This window comes from Mycobacterium sp. 852002-51057_SCH5723018 (genome assembly GCF_001667035.1).
In the GTDB taxonomy this organism is placed as follows: domain Bacteria; phylum Actinomycetota; class Actinomycetes; order Mycobacteriales; family Mycobacteriaceae; genus Mycobacterium.
Genome location: NZ_LZIR01000027.1, coordinates 1 through 14,603, shown reverse-complemented (window position 1 = coordinate 14,603; position 14,603 = coordinate 1). Strand labels below are relative to the sequence as shown.

Sequence of the window (14,603 nt, the reverse complement as noted above, 5' to 3'; positions counted from 1 at the left end):
ACGTCTCGGTTCGTTCGGCCGGTCCCGACGTGAGGGCCTGCCTCTACAACGTCGATTCAGCGTCGAATCACAGCCGGGAAACGGCTGGCCGGTGTGCTGTCAACGAACCGCCCCCCTGGACCGACACGGACAGAGCAGCGCGGCGGACTGCATCGGCTGTACTAAGGGTGTCATAAGGATCGGTGCCCTTTTCGCGTGTTCATCGGTTACTGGTGAGTTCTACGCACGGGTAACCGTGTCCTGGGTAACACCGGCTTGAACCGGCCGCGCGGGCGTGGCTGACAAACGTCCTGCATGCAGGTGGTTACGGTCCAGTAGCTATAACTGCGCTGATCAAGGCCCGATTGTTATGCAATCGTTATGTTAAAAAAATCAGACCGCTTACCGTGGGCTGACGCCGCGTCAGTCGGGTCGACACCGTCCGGGCGGCCCAGAAATGAGCGAACGAGTGTTTGCTAGAACTCGGGCCGTCGGGGGCTTCGGTCCGCGCTAGGCCCGCGCTAGGCCCGCCTTAGGCCCGTGCTAGGCCCACTGCCCGAATTGGGGCTTCACGATTTCGTTGACGTCCACCCCGACCCCACCGACGCTGCGCTTGTCGATCTCGACCTGGTGTAGATGGGCGGCGGGATGGGTGAAGCCCTTGGGTGAGCCCCAGTTGTGCTGCCAGAAGTACGAGCCCAACCCGTCGTGCACCGCCCAGTCGATCGTCTTGGAATTGGCGTAGACGCCGGTGCGCTCGTGGCCGATCACCGATTCCCAGGAGCGCAGATACGGCACGATCTGCTGTTTGTACTGGTCGTAGGAGGGGTCGTCGTCGATCGACGCGTAGATCGGGGCGTTCGCCGGACCGCCGGCGGCCGCGTGCAACGCCATCCCCCGCTGCGCGTGTTTCAGCCCCGCGCCGGCCCCGCCCAGCCAGTCGGCTGTGCTGCCCTTGCCGTACTGGTAGCAGGAGACGATCTTGAGCCCGTTGCTGCTCAGGTCACGGGCCTCGGTCACCTCAATCGGCTTGCCCAGCATCCAGTTGCCGCCCGGCCGACGGTCGGACACGTACCGGATGGATCCCACTGCCCCGGCGGCCCTGATCTGGCTGGCCGGGATGACGCCGGCGGCGTAGTCGAGCAGGGTGCCGAGCGACGCCGACGCCGGTGCGGCGCGCAGCGCCGACGCCGCGACGCCCAGCGCCAGGAGCCCGGGGGTCGCCCCGGCGAATTTGAGCACGTCGCGCCGCGAGACCGACACATGCCACAGGGTACGACACAAACACCGATTGCCTCATTAGACACCGCAGTCACATCTGAATCACATTGGCGCATCACGGGGCAGCACGATGACGCTCACGGCCTCCAGCCCGCGGCGCGCGGTCTGGCGCGCGATCTCGTCGATGAAGTGCGCGGCCGCGGGGTTGATCGATCCCGCCCAGGCCCGGAACCCCTGCACGATCACCGGGTCGCGCTCCAGCAGCGGTCGTACGCCGCGCAGAACGCTCACCACGTCGTCGGGCAGCGGGTCGGCGAGCTGCCCCTCGATCCAGCTGTGGGCGAGTCTCGTTGCGGCCTCGTCGTTTTCGCCCAACGCCACCACGTCGCCGGCGAGCTTGCGCAATCGGTCGAAGAGCTCCCGGCGTCCGGGCGTCTCGGCGAGCTGCGCCAGCAGCGTGCTGGCCGCCGGCGGCAGCACCATCTGGCCGAACAAGGGTGGCACCGGCAGCTCCCACTCATCGAACAGGTCGGCGTACATGGCGGCGACGGGTGCGGGCAGCGGGGCGCTGAGCCGCCCGATGACACCGATGCTGTCGCGATGGGTGGTCGCCAGCCTGCGCAGGATGTGTTCGTTGAGGTCCGCGCCGCGGCGGCCGGTGGCGGAATCGATAGCGGCGATCAGTTGATCCAGCCGATCCCGCTGGCACACCAGCAACGCGCGGTGCTCGTCGAGCAGATCGGCGAGCGTGGTCTGCCCGCCGCCGAGCAGCCGCTGAATGTCGCTGATGCTGACGCCGAGGCTTCGCATCAGGTCGATGCGCAACAGATCGAGCACCTGCTCGACATCGAAAACCCGATAGCCGTTGGACAGGTGTTCCGCGCGCAGCAGCCCGATTTTCTCGTAGTGGCGGATGCGGCCGGAGGCGATCCCGGTCAACGCCGTGACGTCGCCGATCAGCAACTGCTCAGCCACGCCTTGACCTTACAACCGTCGCAAGGTCTGTACTGGGCGCATGCACTCTGGAATGGGGCGAGACCAGCTCATCGACCTGACCCGGCGCGCGCTGAAGTTGGCGCGCGACAAGACGACCGACCTCGCGCCCACGCAGCGTCGGGTCGACGCCCGGGACTACACCTCGGTGCAGCGCCACAACCAGGACAGGGCCCTGCTGATGGCCAGCCCGCAGCTGGTCGGCTACGTCTCGGAGCTGCCCGGTCCCGGCGCGTACTGCACCAAGACGGTGATGGGGCGATCGATCCTGCTGACCAGGACATCGGACGGGTCGGTCAGGGCGTTCGACAATGTGTGCCTGCACCGCCAGTCGCAGGTGGTGACGGGGTGCGGCACCGCCAAGCGGTTCACCTGCCCGTACCACGCGTGGACGTATGACAACACCGGGCGGCTGGTCGGCGTTCCGGGCCGTGAGGGCTTCCCCGACACCGTCATCAAGGCCGACGGCCTGACCGAACTTCCGGCCACCGAGTTCGCCGGATTCCTTTGGGTGGCATTGGATCCCGTCGACAAGGGAGGGACCCTGGACGTGGCCGCGCACCTGGGTCCGCTGGCCGACGAGCTCGATTCGTGGGGCATCGGCCGCTGGTCCCCGCTGGGCGAGAAGGTTCTTGACTCCCCGATCAACTGGAAGCTGGCCGTCGACACCTTTTCGGAGAACTACCATTTCGCCACCGTGCATCGGCAGACCTTTGCCACCATCGCCCGCAGCAACTGCACGGTGTTCGACGCGTACGGCCCCCATCACCGATTGATCTTCCCGCTCACCACGATCCTGGAACTGGACAACGTTCCCGAGGCGCAGTGGGACCCGTTCCACAACATGGTGGTGATCTACGCGCTGTTCCCCAACATCGTGCTGTCCGTGACCATCGCCAACGGCGAGCTGTTCCGGATCTATCCCGGCGACCGGCCGGGTAGGTCGATCACCGTGCACCAGAACTCGACACCGCTGGACGTTTCGGAGGACTCGGTGGCCGCCGGTGCTCAGGCGGTCTTCGAATACGCCCACGGCACGGTGCGCGACGAGGATTACCGGCTGGTCGAGGGGTTGCAGGCCAACCTCGAGTCGGGCGCGCGCGATCACCTGTTGTTCGGGCGCAACGAACCGGGACTGCAGCATCGCCACATCGCCTGGGCCCAGGCGCTCGCCGGGACACCGTCAGTTGCCGCGAAGCTGTAATTTCGCAAAAAAGCGCGAGGAGACGCCTGCCAATTTACAGTCTCGGCCCGGATGGGCCATCAAGTCGCGTCCGACAGGACGGCGATCAGATCACCGAGAATGCTTGACAGCACGTCGTTTTCGACCGGAGGCAGTCCGGTCAACAACGCGACGGCCTCCCCTCGACGGTCCGCTTCCACCAGCGGTGCCAGCTGATCCACCGCGGCGCGCAGTTCCGGTGCGGCATCGTCGACGTTCGCGACGGTGGTGGCGAGCACCTCGACCAGCTCCCAATCCCGGTACAGCGCGAGCGAACGCTCGTTGAAGGCGAACCCGGTGACGGGTTCGCCCCACAGCGTTCCCCGATAGCGGTAGGGGCCCTCCATGTACTCGATCGGCAAGCCATGCGCCGGCGCCGGCACCAGCGGCTCCCCGCTGATGTCCAGTTGCAGTGCGGCGCAGGTGATCCGGTGCCGGTCGGGCATGTATCTCACCGGAGCTACCGGCGGCACCAGCGGCCGAACGGCCTCGGGCCAGCGGACGTAGCTGCTGACCGTGACCTCGAAGTCCTCGGCGCACTCGGGCGGCAACGCCGGGTCGGGATGGCTCGTCGTCACGCCGGTAAACGGCTGCAGCGCATTGTCTTTCGTGCGGTCGAACTGCCGCCAGATGCTCAGGTCGACACCGTTGTCGAAGTTGATGGTGCGCCATTCGTGGGACCTGGCCCGCGGGTCTCCCCCGGCTCCCCCGCCGCCGGCGTAGTGCGGGAACCACTGGCGGTCGACGTGCCCGCCGTCGCCGGAGACCTGCTCGACCACGTCGCCCCAGCGCAGGGTTCCGGTCATCGCCATCCCGGTCTGGAAATACGAGTACGTGTCGCTCTGGCCGAAGCAGACGATCTTTCCGTTGTAGGTCGACGCACCCACCGGAGTCGGTGCGCGCGTTGGGGTTACGGCCAGGTCGAGCCGCATCGGCCGCCCGGACCGGTCCTCGCCCACCAGGCTGACGCGGTAGGTGTAGGGCAGCAGCTTTCCGTCGTCGTCCCGGCATGTGGTCCACGACGCGGTGCCGGCGCCGCTGTGGTAGCCCAGGTCGAGGTAGCCGACGGCCATGTCCAGCTTGCGCTGCGCGCCGGGTGCCAGGTTGGCCGGCGGCATGTCGTAGTCCGTGTAGGTGCCGTAATCGGCGGTATCGAGGTCGAACAGCGCCATGGTGTAAAAGTCCGCGACCACGGTTCCACCGGGCCGGTTCTTGTTGAAGATCGTCAAGAACGCAAACGACCGGTCGGCCCCGGTGGCGTCGAGCCGGCCGGCGAGAAACCAGGTGTCGGACTCCTGGTCGGCGTGTTCGCCCTCGGCGGCCGGGAAATCCAGCTGGGCATCGCCGGGCACCAACCGGAATGGGTAACCGCGCCAATCGCTACTCATGTCGCGCTTGGTCTCCTTGGCTGACGGCGCAATCCTGCTTTTTTCGCTATGTTAGCGTGAATAGCGAAGTTGCAGTCACGTTCCCATCTGCATCCGCCCTTTCCTCAGGAAGTGTCCCGATGACACAGAATTCCGACCATCGTTCCTACGACGAGCTGTTCATCGGAGGGCAGTGGCGCAAGCCCGCCAACCCGCAGCAGCTCACCGTGATCTCCCCACACTCGGAAGAACCGGTCGGCCATGCCCAGGCGGCCGGACCCGAGGACGTCGACGCCGCCGTCGCCGCCGCGCGACACGCCTTCGACCACGGCCCGTGGCCGCGGATGACCCATGCCGAGCGGATGGCCAAGGTCGAGCAGCTCGCCGGAATCTACGCCGGGCACCTCGATGAGATGGCCGAGCTGATCACCGACGAGATGGGCTCCCCGCGCAGTTTCAGCCGGCTGGGTCAAGCGCCGGCCGCGGCGTCGCTGATCCATCTCGCGCTGGCAGCCGCGCGCGACTTTCCCTGGGCGGAGCGCCGCCAGGGTGTGCTCGGCGAAGTGCACCTGCGCAGGGCGCCGACCGGGGTGGTCGGGGCGATCGTGCCGTGGAACGTTCCGCAATTCTTGATCATGCCGAAGTTGATCCCGGCCCTGATCGCGGGTTGCACGGTGATCATCAAACCCGCGCCCGAAACACCCTTGGACGCTTTGTGGTTGGCCGAAATGATCGAGCAGCTCGGCCTGCCCGACGGGGTGGTGTCGGTGCTGCCCGGGGGGCCCGACGTCGGCGAGGCGCTGGTGCGCCATCCCGGTGTGGACAAGATCGCGTTCACCGGGTCCAGCACCGTGGGGCGCCGCATCGCCGCCCTGTGCGGCGAGCAGCTAAAAAGAGTGAGCCTGGAGCTGGGCGGCAAGTCGGCGGCGATCATTCTCGACGACGCCGACATCGACAAGACGGTGGCCGGCCTCAAAACCGCGGGCCTGATGAACAACGGCCAGGCCTGCGTCGCGCAGACCCGCATCCTGGTCAGCGAGCGACGCCACGACGAGCTCGTCGACGCACTGGCCGGCATGATGTCGGGCCTCAATGTCGGCGATCCGGCCGACGAGGCGACCGACATCGGACCCCTTGTCGCCCAACGACAACAGCGCCGGGTCCAGGACTACATCCGGTCCGGACAGCAGGAAGGCGCCCGCGTCGTCCTCGGCGGCGACGACAGCCCGGCCGAGCGCGGCTGGTACGTGCGGCCGACGTTGTTCACCGAAGCCACCAACGACATGCGCATCGCCCGGGAGGAGATTTTCGGGCCCGTCCTGACCGTGCTGCGCTATCGCGACGAGGACGACGCGATTCGGATCGCCAACGAGAGTGACTACGGTCTGGCCGGTTCGGTGTGGACCTCCGACATCGGCCACGGCCTGGAGGTGGCGGCCGGTGTCCGCACGGGCACCTACGGCATCAACATGTACACCCTCGACATCGGCGCCCCGTTCGGCGGCTTCAAGCAGTCGGGCATCGGGCGCGAGTTCGGCCCGGAGGGCCTGCACGAGTACGTCGAGCTGCAGACGGTGATCAGCAAGGGGAAGATGCCGCCGCTATGACTCCGGCCGCCATCCGGGATCGCGGCCCAGCCGCGCGAGAAGCCTTGCCTGCGCATCGGTCTCACCGCGCACCGGCACCGGTGCGCTGAACATTCCCGACGCGGTCAAGGCCTGCGGATCCGCGGGCAGGCCGGCGTAGAACCGCTCACACCACGCGGGGTCCAGCCGATCGTCGGCCCCCACCGCGCGGGCGAGGTCCCAGGTGTGCACCAGGACATCGCGGGTCAGGTTCGGTATCGGGGTGCGCGCATCCAGCCGTGCTACCGCGCCGGATTCGAAGGCCTCCGCCAGCGCGGCGTAGGTCAGGTGCCAGCGCGCCTGCGGATCGTCGCGCGGCCGGTTGGGCTTGAGCCCCAGGGGACGCAACACCAGCACGTCATGAAACCCGATGACATGCTCGAGCACTCCCCGGGCATCCCACGCGTCGCACGGGGAGCGGCGATCCCATTTGCCGTTCGCCGATCGAACCGCATCGCCGAACCGGCGGCACACCGCCAGGTGCAATAGCCCCACGCCATCAGCCCGGCCATCATCCATCGGGAAACTGCAGGGTGAGCTCGACCGGGCAGCACAGCACGCCGTGCTGATTGGTCACCTCGATCTGGATGTCGACCAGGCAGCGCGGCGGGTCCGCCGAGGTGTCCCGCCGCTTGGTCACCGCGCGGCCCCGGCCCACCATGGTGTCGCCGGCGTATACCGAGCCGGCCAGCCGCATCGAACGGCGCACCACGCGGGTGCCGGGGCCGGCCCAATCCGTCGCGACGCGGTCGGCGAACCCGGCAAGGTGCATGGTATTGACGTAAATCGTTGGGTTTCCCTGGCTTTGGGCGTAGACCGGATCGAAATGGCCCGGGAAATAGTCCCACGTCGCCCCGGCATTCTCCACGACTCGCTGGTAGTTGATGTGGTCGACCACTTCGGGGAGGTCGACGGGAACGGTGATCTCGTTCCAGTCGAGATCCTCACTGATCATGAGGAGCCGCCAGGTGTGAAGCGAAACAAGGTGTTTCGACAGGTGGCCACCACAGCCCCGTCTTGGCGGCGATACGTCTCCAGCGTTTCGACGAAGTGACCCACACCCAGCCTCGTACGCTTTTCCGGCGACACCGATACCAGCTCTTCGACGACCGTGAGCAGATCGCCCTCGACGATGGGCTGCACGAACTCGACGTCGTTGGCCGCGTTGATGAATGTGGTGCCGGGCAACGGTACTCGCAGCACGACCGACGCCGCCGGCGGCCTACCCGTCGGCTGCCACGGCGGCGGTATCAGCCATCCCATCAATAGGGCCGGCGGGGCGAGCAGGCCGCCCCATTTCTGGCGGGCGAATTCGACGTCCCAATATGACCGATTGCCGTCGTGGACCATCGCCGCGAACAATTGGATGCGTGCGCCGCTGACCGGTGTCGCCGCCGTCCGCGGCTCACTTTTCGCGCCGACCATGCGCAGCGCGTCTTCATAGGTGCCGAAGGCCAGCTGATAGCTGAGGTCGTGATCCACGTATCGGCGCGGCTCACATGACGAGAGGGTGCCGGCTCGGCACCGAATCCCATTTGAGGACGCGCGATGTGAAGTACCAGCCGCCACGCTCGTAGATCAGCGCGTCCCGGTACGTGCCGGTTGCCCGCAGGTTCGTGTCGCCGTACATGGCGGCGAAAAGCACTACGACACAACGCTGCGTCGCGTTCACCCCGTCGATGCTGATCTCGTGATCGACCGTGACCAAGCGCTGCCCATCCCCGCCGTCGAAGGCCGCGCGCAGGTCGGTGAACAGGTCACCATCGCGGGTGTAGCTGGCGCCGGAATGGCGGAAGGTGGCGATCCAGCGGTCGCGGTCGCCGTCGGAGTAGGCCCGATTGTGACGGGCGTCGAGGTCGAGGATCGCAGCCCGGCCCGTCGCGGCGTGGAGAAACTGCTCTTGCTGATACGTCAGGGACATCTTGGCACGCGGGCCTTTCTCGGAATTGATGGGAAAAATGGCTCATTAACCCTAACTTAACTTATCGGCTAACGACATAACCGTATTGTTCGCGATCCCAGGTGTCATCATTCAATCCCCGGGCGCGCAGCAAATCTTTACGTATCCGTCCAATGCCGTTCCTCGGGAGTTCATTCACCGTCTCGACGAATCTCGGCACGCAGAAGTAGGGCATCCGAGCCGCGCAGAAGTCGAGCAGCTCGGCGCAATCCAGCGTGGCCCCGGGGCGCAACGCGAGGACCACCAGGATGTCGTCTTCACCCAACTCGCTGGGCACCCCCACCGCCGCGGCCTCGGCCACCGCGGGATGGCGCATGACGACGGACTCCACTTCGACGGACGAGACGTTTTCGCCGCGTCTGCGCAACGCGTCCTTGACGCGGTCCACATATGTCAGGTTTTGATCGCCGTTTTCGTCGGCGTCGAGCCGGCCGAGGTCACCGGTGCGGAACCACTCCGGGTGCGGCTGCACCCGCGACCCTTCACCGACGTAGCCTTCGCTCATCACGTGCGGGTACTGAGCGCGGCACGCGATCTCTCCCACGACCCCGGCCGGCAGTGGATTTCCGTGCTCGTCGACGATGCGCACGTCGAAGTTGGGGTTTGGCCGACCCGATGTCCCCGGAACCCCGTCGTCGGCCACGCCCTTGACGGCGATTGGAAAGGCCTCGGTCATCCCGTACATCGTGACGATGCGGCAGCCGTAACGCTTTTCGATCGCGCGGTAGGAATCAGCGGCGATGGGAGCCGCGGAAATGAACCGCAGCGGCAGCCCGGAGTCGCGCGGATCTGCGGGCAGATTCTGCAGCATCGAAACCATCGCGCCGGCGCCGGCAAAGCCGATCGCCCCGCGGGCACGTATGTCGTCCCACACCTCGCCGGGATGAAACGCCTTGGCCAACACGGTTGTTCCGCCCACCAGCATGGGGGCCAGTACGCTGGGCGCCGCGCTCAGGTGGAAAAGCGGCATCGCCGTCCACAGCACCTCGCCCGGACGAAACTCCCACGCCGAGGCGGCGGTCGCGGCCACCGAGAACAGGTAATGCCACGTCGTGGCAACGGCTTTGGACGGGCCCGTGGTGCCCGATGTGTAGAACAATGATCCCACCTCGAACGGCCCGGCCGGGCTGCCCGCCGTGGGGCATTCGGCACCGCGCCGCAACACACCGCTCAGCGAATCATCTTGAACCACAACGCCCGTCACCGTTTCCAGCGCACTGGCGACCTCGTCGACGCGGGGCCGCCGCTCGGCATCGGTGAGAATGACCTTGGCCCGCGACAACCGGAGCGTGTGCAGCAGGAAGTCGCCCTTGTTCGCGGCATTCACCGCCGCGCTCACCGCGCCTATGCGCGCCGCACCCAGCCAGAAATAGACCCATTCCGGGCAAGTCGCGGTGAACAACGCCACAGAGTCACCGCGGCCGAGACCCAGATCGGACAGCATGTTCGCCGCCGCGCAGGAGCGCCGGCGCATCTGCTCGAAGGTCACGTCGACGCCGGCAATCGACATCATGACGCGGTCGGGATACTGCTCGGCCCGGCTGTCCAGCACTGCCGGGACGGTGAAGCCGTCGACCCCGAAATCGTTGGGCCCCAGGGGGCACATCAGACTTGGGAGGCCGCCGGGTCGGGCTCACCGTCGCCGGTGTAGCCGAAGTCGGAGGGTGACGGCTGCGGACCCGGGTAGAAGCGGTGCGCCCAGCGACGAAGGGCGGCATAGTCGTGCGCCTCTTCGGGTGCGAGGTTCGGCTTCTCCAGGTATTTCATGTTCTCCCAGGTGAAGAAGTCCTGTTTGATGACCTCTTGCTGCAGCGCCAGGAACCGGGCGGCGCGCCCGGTCGGGACGTCGCCGGCGTCACCGGGCTCGCGGACGGAAGCCTGGGTATAGAAGTAGTCGGTGTAGTCCTCGTCCACCGGCGTCTGGCCGGTGACTTGGATGGTGGCCACCAGTTCGCTGGGGAAGCGGACGATCCCCAACCCCAACGAGTAGTTGTCGTAGATGATCTTGGCGTCGACCGGGCCGTTGGGAGTCAGCCAGGTCGACGCGCGGCCGCCGCCGAAGTGGGCGTTGACGGTGGCGTGCAGGTGGTAACCGGATACCTCGAACGACGCGGTGGTGGCGGGATTGGCGGCCTTGTGCACGTATTGCACGTGGTACGGGTCGGCGGCGTTCTCGATGATCATCTGCGGGTGCACCTTGACCCGGTTGAGCATCTGGGTGTGCGGGTGCAGCGGGTAGTACTCGTTGGTTTCCAGCTCGGGCAGCACCGGCGGCTGCCAGTAGGGGGCGCGCCCGTGGCGCTCATGCCAGGCCAGGATGAAGCCGTACCACTCCATGCTCGGGTAGGTGCGGATGCGGACGTTGTTCTTGCAGCCGATCTTGCTGTAGGGAATCAGCGCGTTCGTGCCGTCACCGCGCCAGCGCCACCCGTGCCACGGGCACACGATGTTCTCGCCTTCCACGGTGCCGCCGACGCCCAGGTTGGCGCCCAGGTGCTGGCAGTAGGCCTCCATCACGTGCACCTGGCCGGACGCGGTGCGGAACAGCACCAGCTCTTCACCGAAGTAGTGCGCGCGCTTCACTTGGCCGGCGGCCAGGTCGGACCCGAAGGCGACGATGAACCAGCCGGTCGGGAACCGGTAGGTGGACAGCGCGATGCCGGACTGGCCGAACTCGCGTTCCGACGGATCTCCGGCGGAATCGGACGCCGGGTCCGAAATTGTATGGGTCACGAGCACTCCGCGGGTTCGACGACTGGGTCTATTTTTACTATCTTAAGCATTGAACGTCAACGCGGCACCAGGCAGGTCCGGACAGAGCGGGGTTTGAAGATGACGGTGGCGGTGGATCTGTCCGATTTTTCCTTGTGGCGCAACGGTTTTCCCGATGACCTGTTTGCCGCATTGCGAGCCGGCAGGCCGCTTTTCCGGCACGACCTGACACCCGGTGTCGCCAACACGGTCCAGCGCGCGTTCTGGGTGGCAACCAAGCACCGGCACGCGGTCCGGCTGCACCGTGATACCGATTCCTTCACCGCGGTCGACGGCCCGCTGATCCAGCCGGTCGGGATGTTCGCGTCGTATCCGACGATCATCAACATGGACCCACCGGCTCTGAACAAGCGCCGCAAGCTCATATCCCACGCGTTCAACCCGCGCGCGATAGCCAAGCTCGAGGATGGCATCCGAGCGCGCGCCGGGCGGCTGATCGACCATCTGCTCGACGAGGGCGGCGGCGACTGGATCGATGATGTCGCCGACACCCTGCCGATGGCGGTCATCGGCGACATCATCGGCATACCGGAACCCGACCGGCCGCGAATCTTCGACGGGTTGGACCGCATCCTGGAAGCCAACTCGTCGGAGGCGCGGCCGAGCCGGCAGGACTATACCGACCTCTACGCCGCCATTTTCGGGTACGCGATGGAGCTCACCGCCGAGAGGCGGCGCAATCCGGCCGACGACATCTGGAGCACCCTGGCGTCCGCGGTGATCACCGGCGAGGACGGTGAGCAATTCAGCCTGCCCGCCAACGAACTCGAGTTCTTCTTTTTCGTGCTGGCGTTTGCCGGCAGCGACACCACCAAGAACGCGTTGGCCATCGGGCTGCAGGCGTTCGTCGAGAACCCCGAACAGATCGAGCGGTACCGGGCAGAGGAAGCGGTGCGGGCCAAGGCGGTCGAGGAGGTGTTGCGCTGGGCGTCACCGGTGGCCTACTGGACGCGCACCACCAAGGTGGACGTCGAGATGGACGGCCAGCACATCCCCCGGGGCGAGCGGGTGGTGTCGACGCTGCGCTCGGCCAACCGCGACGAGGAGGTGTTCTCCTCGCCGTTCACCTTCGACATCGGGCGCCACCCGAACCCTCACGTGACCTTCGGCGGCGGCGGACCGCATCACTGCCTGGGCGCCATGCTCGCGCGCGCCGAACTCCGCGCGGTGTTCGATGAACTGCTGCTGCGATGCGACAACATCGCCCTCGGTCCCGCTAAGGCGGCCTACCCGAACCTGACCACCAACATGTCGATCTACGACGAGATGGCGATCTCGCTCACCGAGCGGCGATAGGTCAGTCGCGTAGCCGCAGCGCGGCCTTGGGGCACTGATCCACCGCAGCGCGCACGTCGATCTCCAGCCGCGGCGGCACGGGGCCGTCCGCGATCTGCACCACGTCGGCATCGCCGAGTTCGAATACCTCCGGTGCAAGCGATTCGCAGAAGCCGTTGGCCTCGCACAGGTTCTCGTCGACCGTCACACGCATCAGATGCCCTCCTAACCCTTATTTTCTGAGGCCCGCCGGACGGGTCCCGATCACCCCGCCGGTTGCAAGGGACGCCAGCTCTTCATCGGTCAGCCCGCACCGATCGCGCAGTATTTCTTCATTGTGCTCGCCCAACCTCGGCGGCGGCCGCAGCAGCCACCGATCCTGGCCGGCCAGTCTGGCGAAGGGCGGGCAGGGATAAAGTCCGGCGCCCGTGCTCGGGTGGTGCAGGGTCTCGAAGAACCCGCGGTCGCGCAGTTGCGGGTTCTCGGTGACCAGAGACGGCGACACCACGGGCGCGGCGGGAATGCCGGCGCCGGCCAATCGCTCCACCGCCGCGTCGAGCGCCTGCCCGGCGAACCAATCCCCCAGCCGGCGATCGATGTCGTCGGCTCGGTCCCGCCGGCCGGCGACGGTGGCCAGGCTCTCGTCACACCAGGCGGGCCTGCCCATCAGGTCGACCAGCGCGCGCCACTGCCCGTCCTCGCGCACGGTGACCGCGATCCAGTCGTCCTCCCCGGCGCAGCGGTACAGGTTCTGGATCGAGTCGGGGTGACCGCGGTTGCCCCGCCGGCTCAGCGTCGCACCGAAGACCTCGGATTCGATCGCCTGGATCGCGGTGGCGTTCAGCACCGTTTCGAGCATCGGCAGCTCGACGAGTTGGCCCGACCCGGTGCGGTCGGCGAAGTCCAGCGCGGCCAGCACGGCGAACGCGGCGTGCACGCCGGCCAGCGGATCGCAGGCCCCCCGCGGCGCCACCGGCGGGGCCTCCGGAAGCCCGGTCACCCAGGCCAGCCCGGCGATTTGCTCCATGGTGGGCGCGAATCCGACCCGTTCGCGCCACGGACCGTCCAGCCCGAACGCCGGCATCCGCGCGACGACGAGCTTGGGGTTGGCCTTCAGCAGGACGTCGGCGGTGAGCCCGAACTGGTCCATCACCCGCGGGGAGAAGTTCTCGATCACGATGTCGGCGCCGGCCGCAAGCTCCATGAACAGGCGCCGACCCTCGTCGGAGCCCAAATCCAGTGTGACGGAACGCTTGTTGGTGTTCATCGCCTGGAATACCCAGCCGTACTCCCACCAGTCGTCGACATCGGTGCGCATCCCGCCCGAGTATCGAATTCCGTCGGGACGCTGGATCGACTCCACCTTGATGACGTCGGCGCCGAACGCGGCCAAGAGATGCGTGGCGGCGGGCCCGGCCCAAAACGCCGTCAGGTCGACGATGTGCACCCCTGCTAGGGGCGGCTGCGGTGGTGCCAGCTCCGACCCGTATTCGCTTCTGGACCAAGGTGTTTCGTTGTCATCCGCACCGATCCTCGGGGTGCCGCCCGGCGTGGCTGGCGCGCACGCCGACATGAGCCACGGCGGACGCGGCTGCTGAAAGCCGGCCGGGTTGCCGATGAACACCCGGCGCTGCCGCGCGTACTCCATCTCTCGGATGGTGGACCCGTTGCCCAGGGCCGCGATCGGCAACCGGAACAGTTGCCCCAGCTCGACGATCTCGGCGACGGTCCGTTCGGCCAGCCACGGATGGATCTGCTCACGGATCAGGTCGCGGTATTCCCATCGGCCGATCTGGAAACGCAGCTGTTCGATCTGCTCCAGCTGGGGGCACTCGACCATCGCGCAAAAGTCGAGCCATTGCTGACCGGTGACCATGGTGATGCCGACGTAGCCGTCCTTGGCCGGCTCGATCGAGGGCACCTCCAGGGTGCGGCGGACCGGCGGCACCCGCAGCAGCGCCGAATGCAGCCATTCGCTGCTCTGCATGGCGGTCATCGCCTCGAGCATGGACAGGTCGAGGTGCTCGCCGGGGCCGCCGCGCTCGACGCGGCGGCGCACCGCCAGCGCCCCGAACGCGGCGTACACCCCGCCCATGTACTCCCCCAGGTCGCCGCCCCTGCGTCTCGGGGGGCCCCCCGGCTCGCCCCCCAAGCCCGGCGCGCCCCCCCCCGCCTGCCCCGGGGACACC

14 protein-coding genes are annotated in these 14,603 nt (G+C 67.1%); 3 read left to right on the top strand and 11 right to left on the bottom strand.

The window, feature by feature from the left end:
* Positions 1 to 522: 522 nt before the first annotated feature.
* Entirely contained in the window at positions 523 to 1,242 is a 720-nt protein-coding gene (locus A5764_RS07260) for a DUF1906 domain-containing protein (protein ID WP_067110805.1), read from the bottom strand.
* Positions 1,243 to 1,302: 60 nt separating this feature from the next.
* Positions 1,303 to 2,175, bottom strand: coding sequence for a MerR family transcriptional regulator (locus tag A5764_RS07255; RefSeq protein WP_067110802.1), 873 nt, complete (start codon positions 2,173 to 2,175; stop codon positions 1,303 to 1,305).
* Between the two features lie 52 nt (positions 2,176 to 2,227).
* Here A5764_RS07255 and A5764_RS07250 point away from each other — a divergent pair, with 52 nt between their 5' ends.
* Positions 2,228 to 3,397, top strand: coding sequence for an aromatic ring-hydroxylating dioxygenase subunit alpha (locus A5764_RS07250; protein WP_067110798.1), 1,170 nt, complete (start codon positions 2,228 to 2,230; stop codon positions 3,395 to 3,397).
* A 59-nt stretch (positions 3,398 to 3,456) separates the two neighbouring features.
* Here the strand turns inward: A5764_RS07250 and A5764_RS07245 are convergent, their stop codons facing one another.
* Positions 3,457 to 4,803, bottom strand: coding sequence for a lipocalin-like domain-containing protein (locus A5764_RS07245; protein ID WP_067110795.1), 1,347 nt, complete (start codon positions 4,801 to 4,803; stop codon positions 3,457 to 3,459).
* Between the two features lie 119 nt (positions 4,804 to 4,922).
* Here A5764_RS07245 and A5764_RS07240 point away from each other — a divergent pair, with 119 nt between their 5' ends.
* Positions 4,923 to 6,389, top strand: coding sequence for an aldehyde dehydrogenase (locus tag A5764_RS07240; protein WP_067110792.1), 1,467 nt, complete (start codon positions 4,923 to 4,925; stop codon positions 6,387 to 6,389).
* On the opposite strand, the gene A5764_RS07235 is transcribed toward A5764_RS07240, so the two are convergent.
* From A5764_RS07235 to A5764_RS07210, 6 genes are all read right to left on the bottom strand, one after another.
* Positions 6,384 to 6,926 carry a maleylpyruvate isomerase family mycothiol-dependent enzyme gene (locus A5764_RS07235; protein ID WP_067110788.1) on the bottom strand — a complete coding sequence of 181 codons (543 nt, stop codon included), beginning with the start codon at positions 6,924 to 6,926 and terminating at the stop codon, positions 6,384 to 6,386. The genes A5764_RS07240 and A5764_RS07235 overlap by 6 nt on opposite strands.
* Complete coding sequence (locus tag A5764_RS07230) at positions 6,919 to 7,362, bottom strand: MaoC family dehydratase (protein ID WP_067110784.1); 444 nt, start codon at positions 7,360 to 7,362, stop codon at positions 6,919 to 6,921. The genes A5764_RS07235 and A5764_RS07230 overlap by 8 nt, the downstream gene beginning before the upstream one ends.
* Positions 7,359 to 7,832: a MaoC family dehydratase N-terminal domain-containing protein gene (locus tag A5764_RS07225; RefSeq protein WP_197501232.1), complete on the bottom strand. Its 474-nt coding sequence runs from the start codon at positions 7,830 to 7,832 to the stop codon at positions 7,359 to 7,361. Before A5764_RS07225 ends, A5764_RS07230 begins: the two co-directional genes overlap by 4 nt.
* A gap of 70 nt (positions 7,833 to 7,902) precedes the next feature.
* A complete protein-coding gene (locus A5764_RS07220) occupies positions 7,903 to 8,328 on the bottom strand; it encodes a nuclear transport factor 2 family protein (protein WP_067110777.1) in 426 nt (141 codons plus the stop codon).
* 61 nt (positions 8,329 to 8,389) lie between these two features.
* Positions 8,390 to 9,973: an AMP-binding protein gene (locus tag A5764_RS07215; RefSeq protein ID WP_067110774.1), complete on the bottom strand. Its 1,584-nt coding sequence runs from the start codon at positions 9,971 to 9,973 to the stop codon at positions 8,390 to 8,392.
* Positions 9,973 to 11,100, bottom strand: coding sequence for an aromatic ring-hydroxylating dioxygenase subunit alpha (locus tag A5764_RS07210; RefSeq protein WP_156664548.1), 1,128 nt, complete (start codon positions 11,098 to 11,100; stop codon positions 9,973 to 9,975). Before A5764_RS07210 ends, A5764_RS07215 begins: the two co-directional genes overlap by 1 nt.
* 99 nt (positions 11,101 to 11,199) lie before the next feature.
* On the opposite strand from A5764_RS07210, the gene A5764_RS07205 reads away from it, so the two are divergent.
* A complete protein-coding gene (locus tag A5764_RS07205; RefSeq protein WP_067110766.1) occupies positions 11,200 to 12,435 on the top strand; it encodes a cytochrome P450 in 1,236 nt (411 codons plus the stop codon).
* A gap of 1 nt (position 12,436) precedes the next feature.
* Here A5764_RS07205 and A5764_RS07200 read toward each other — a convergent pair whose 3' ends face one another.
* Together A5764_RS07200 and A5764_RS07195 are read right to left on the bottom strand one after the other, a co-directional pair.
* Positions 12,437 to 12,628 carry a ferredoxin gene (locus tag A5764_RS07200; RefSeq protein WP_067110763.1) on the bottom strand — a complete coding sequence of 64 codons (192 nt, stop codon included), beginning with the start codon at positions 12,626 to 12,628 and terminating at the stop codon, positions 12,437 to 12,439.
* Positions 12,629 to 12,646: 18 nt separating this feature from the next.
* A partial coding sequence (locus A5764_RS07195; RefSeq protein WP_156664547.1) for a CoA transferase occupies positions 12,647 to 14,603 on the bottom strand: 1,957 nt, incomplete at its 5' end.

Excerpts from the sequence above, each read along its gene's own strand:
- A5764_RS07250 (WP_067110798.1), top strand. The coding sequence starts at position 2,228 with ATGGGGCGAGACCAGCTCATCGACCTGACCCGGCGCGCGCTGAAGTTG.
- A5764_RS07245 (WP_067110795.1), bottom strand. The coding sequence starts at position 4,803 with ATGAGTAGCGATTGGCGCGGTTACCCATTCCGGTTGGTGCCCGGCGAT.
- A5764_RS07240 (WP_067110792.1), top strand. The coding sequence starts at position 4,923 with ATGACACAGAATTCCGACCATCGTTCCTACGACGAGCTGTTCATCGGA.
- A5764_RS07235 (WP_067110788.1), bottom strand. The coding sequence starts at position 6,926 with ATGGATGATGGCCGGGCTGATGGCGTGGGGCTATTGCACCTGGCGGTG.
- A5764_RS07230 (WP_067110784.1), bottom strand. The coding sequence starts at position 7,362 with ATGATCAGTGAGGATCTCGACTGGAACGAGATCACCGTTCCCGTCGAC.
- A5764_RS07225 (WP_197501232.1), bottom strand. The coding sequence starts at position 7,832 with ATGGTCGGCGCGAAAAGTGAGCCGCGGACGGCGGCGACACCGGTCAGC.
- A5764_RS07220 (WP_067110777.1), bottom strand. The coding sequence starts at position 8,328 with ATGTCCCTGACGTATCAGCAAGAGCAGTTTCTCCACGCCGCGACGGGC.
- A5764_RS07215 (WP_067110774.1), bottom strand. The coding sequence starts at position 9,973 with ATGTGCCCCCTGGGGCCCAACGATTTCGGGGTCGACGGCTTCACCGTC.
- A5764_RS07205 (WP_067110766.1), top strand. The coding sequence starts at position 11,200 with ATGACGGTGGCGGTGGATCTGTCCGATTTTTCCTTGTGGCGCAACGGT.
- A5764_RS07200 (WP_067110763.1), bottom strand. The coding sequence starts at position 12,628 with ATGCGTGTGACGGTCGACGAGAACCTGTGCGAGGCCAACGGCTTCTGC.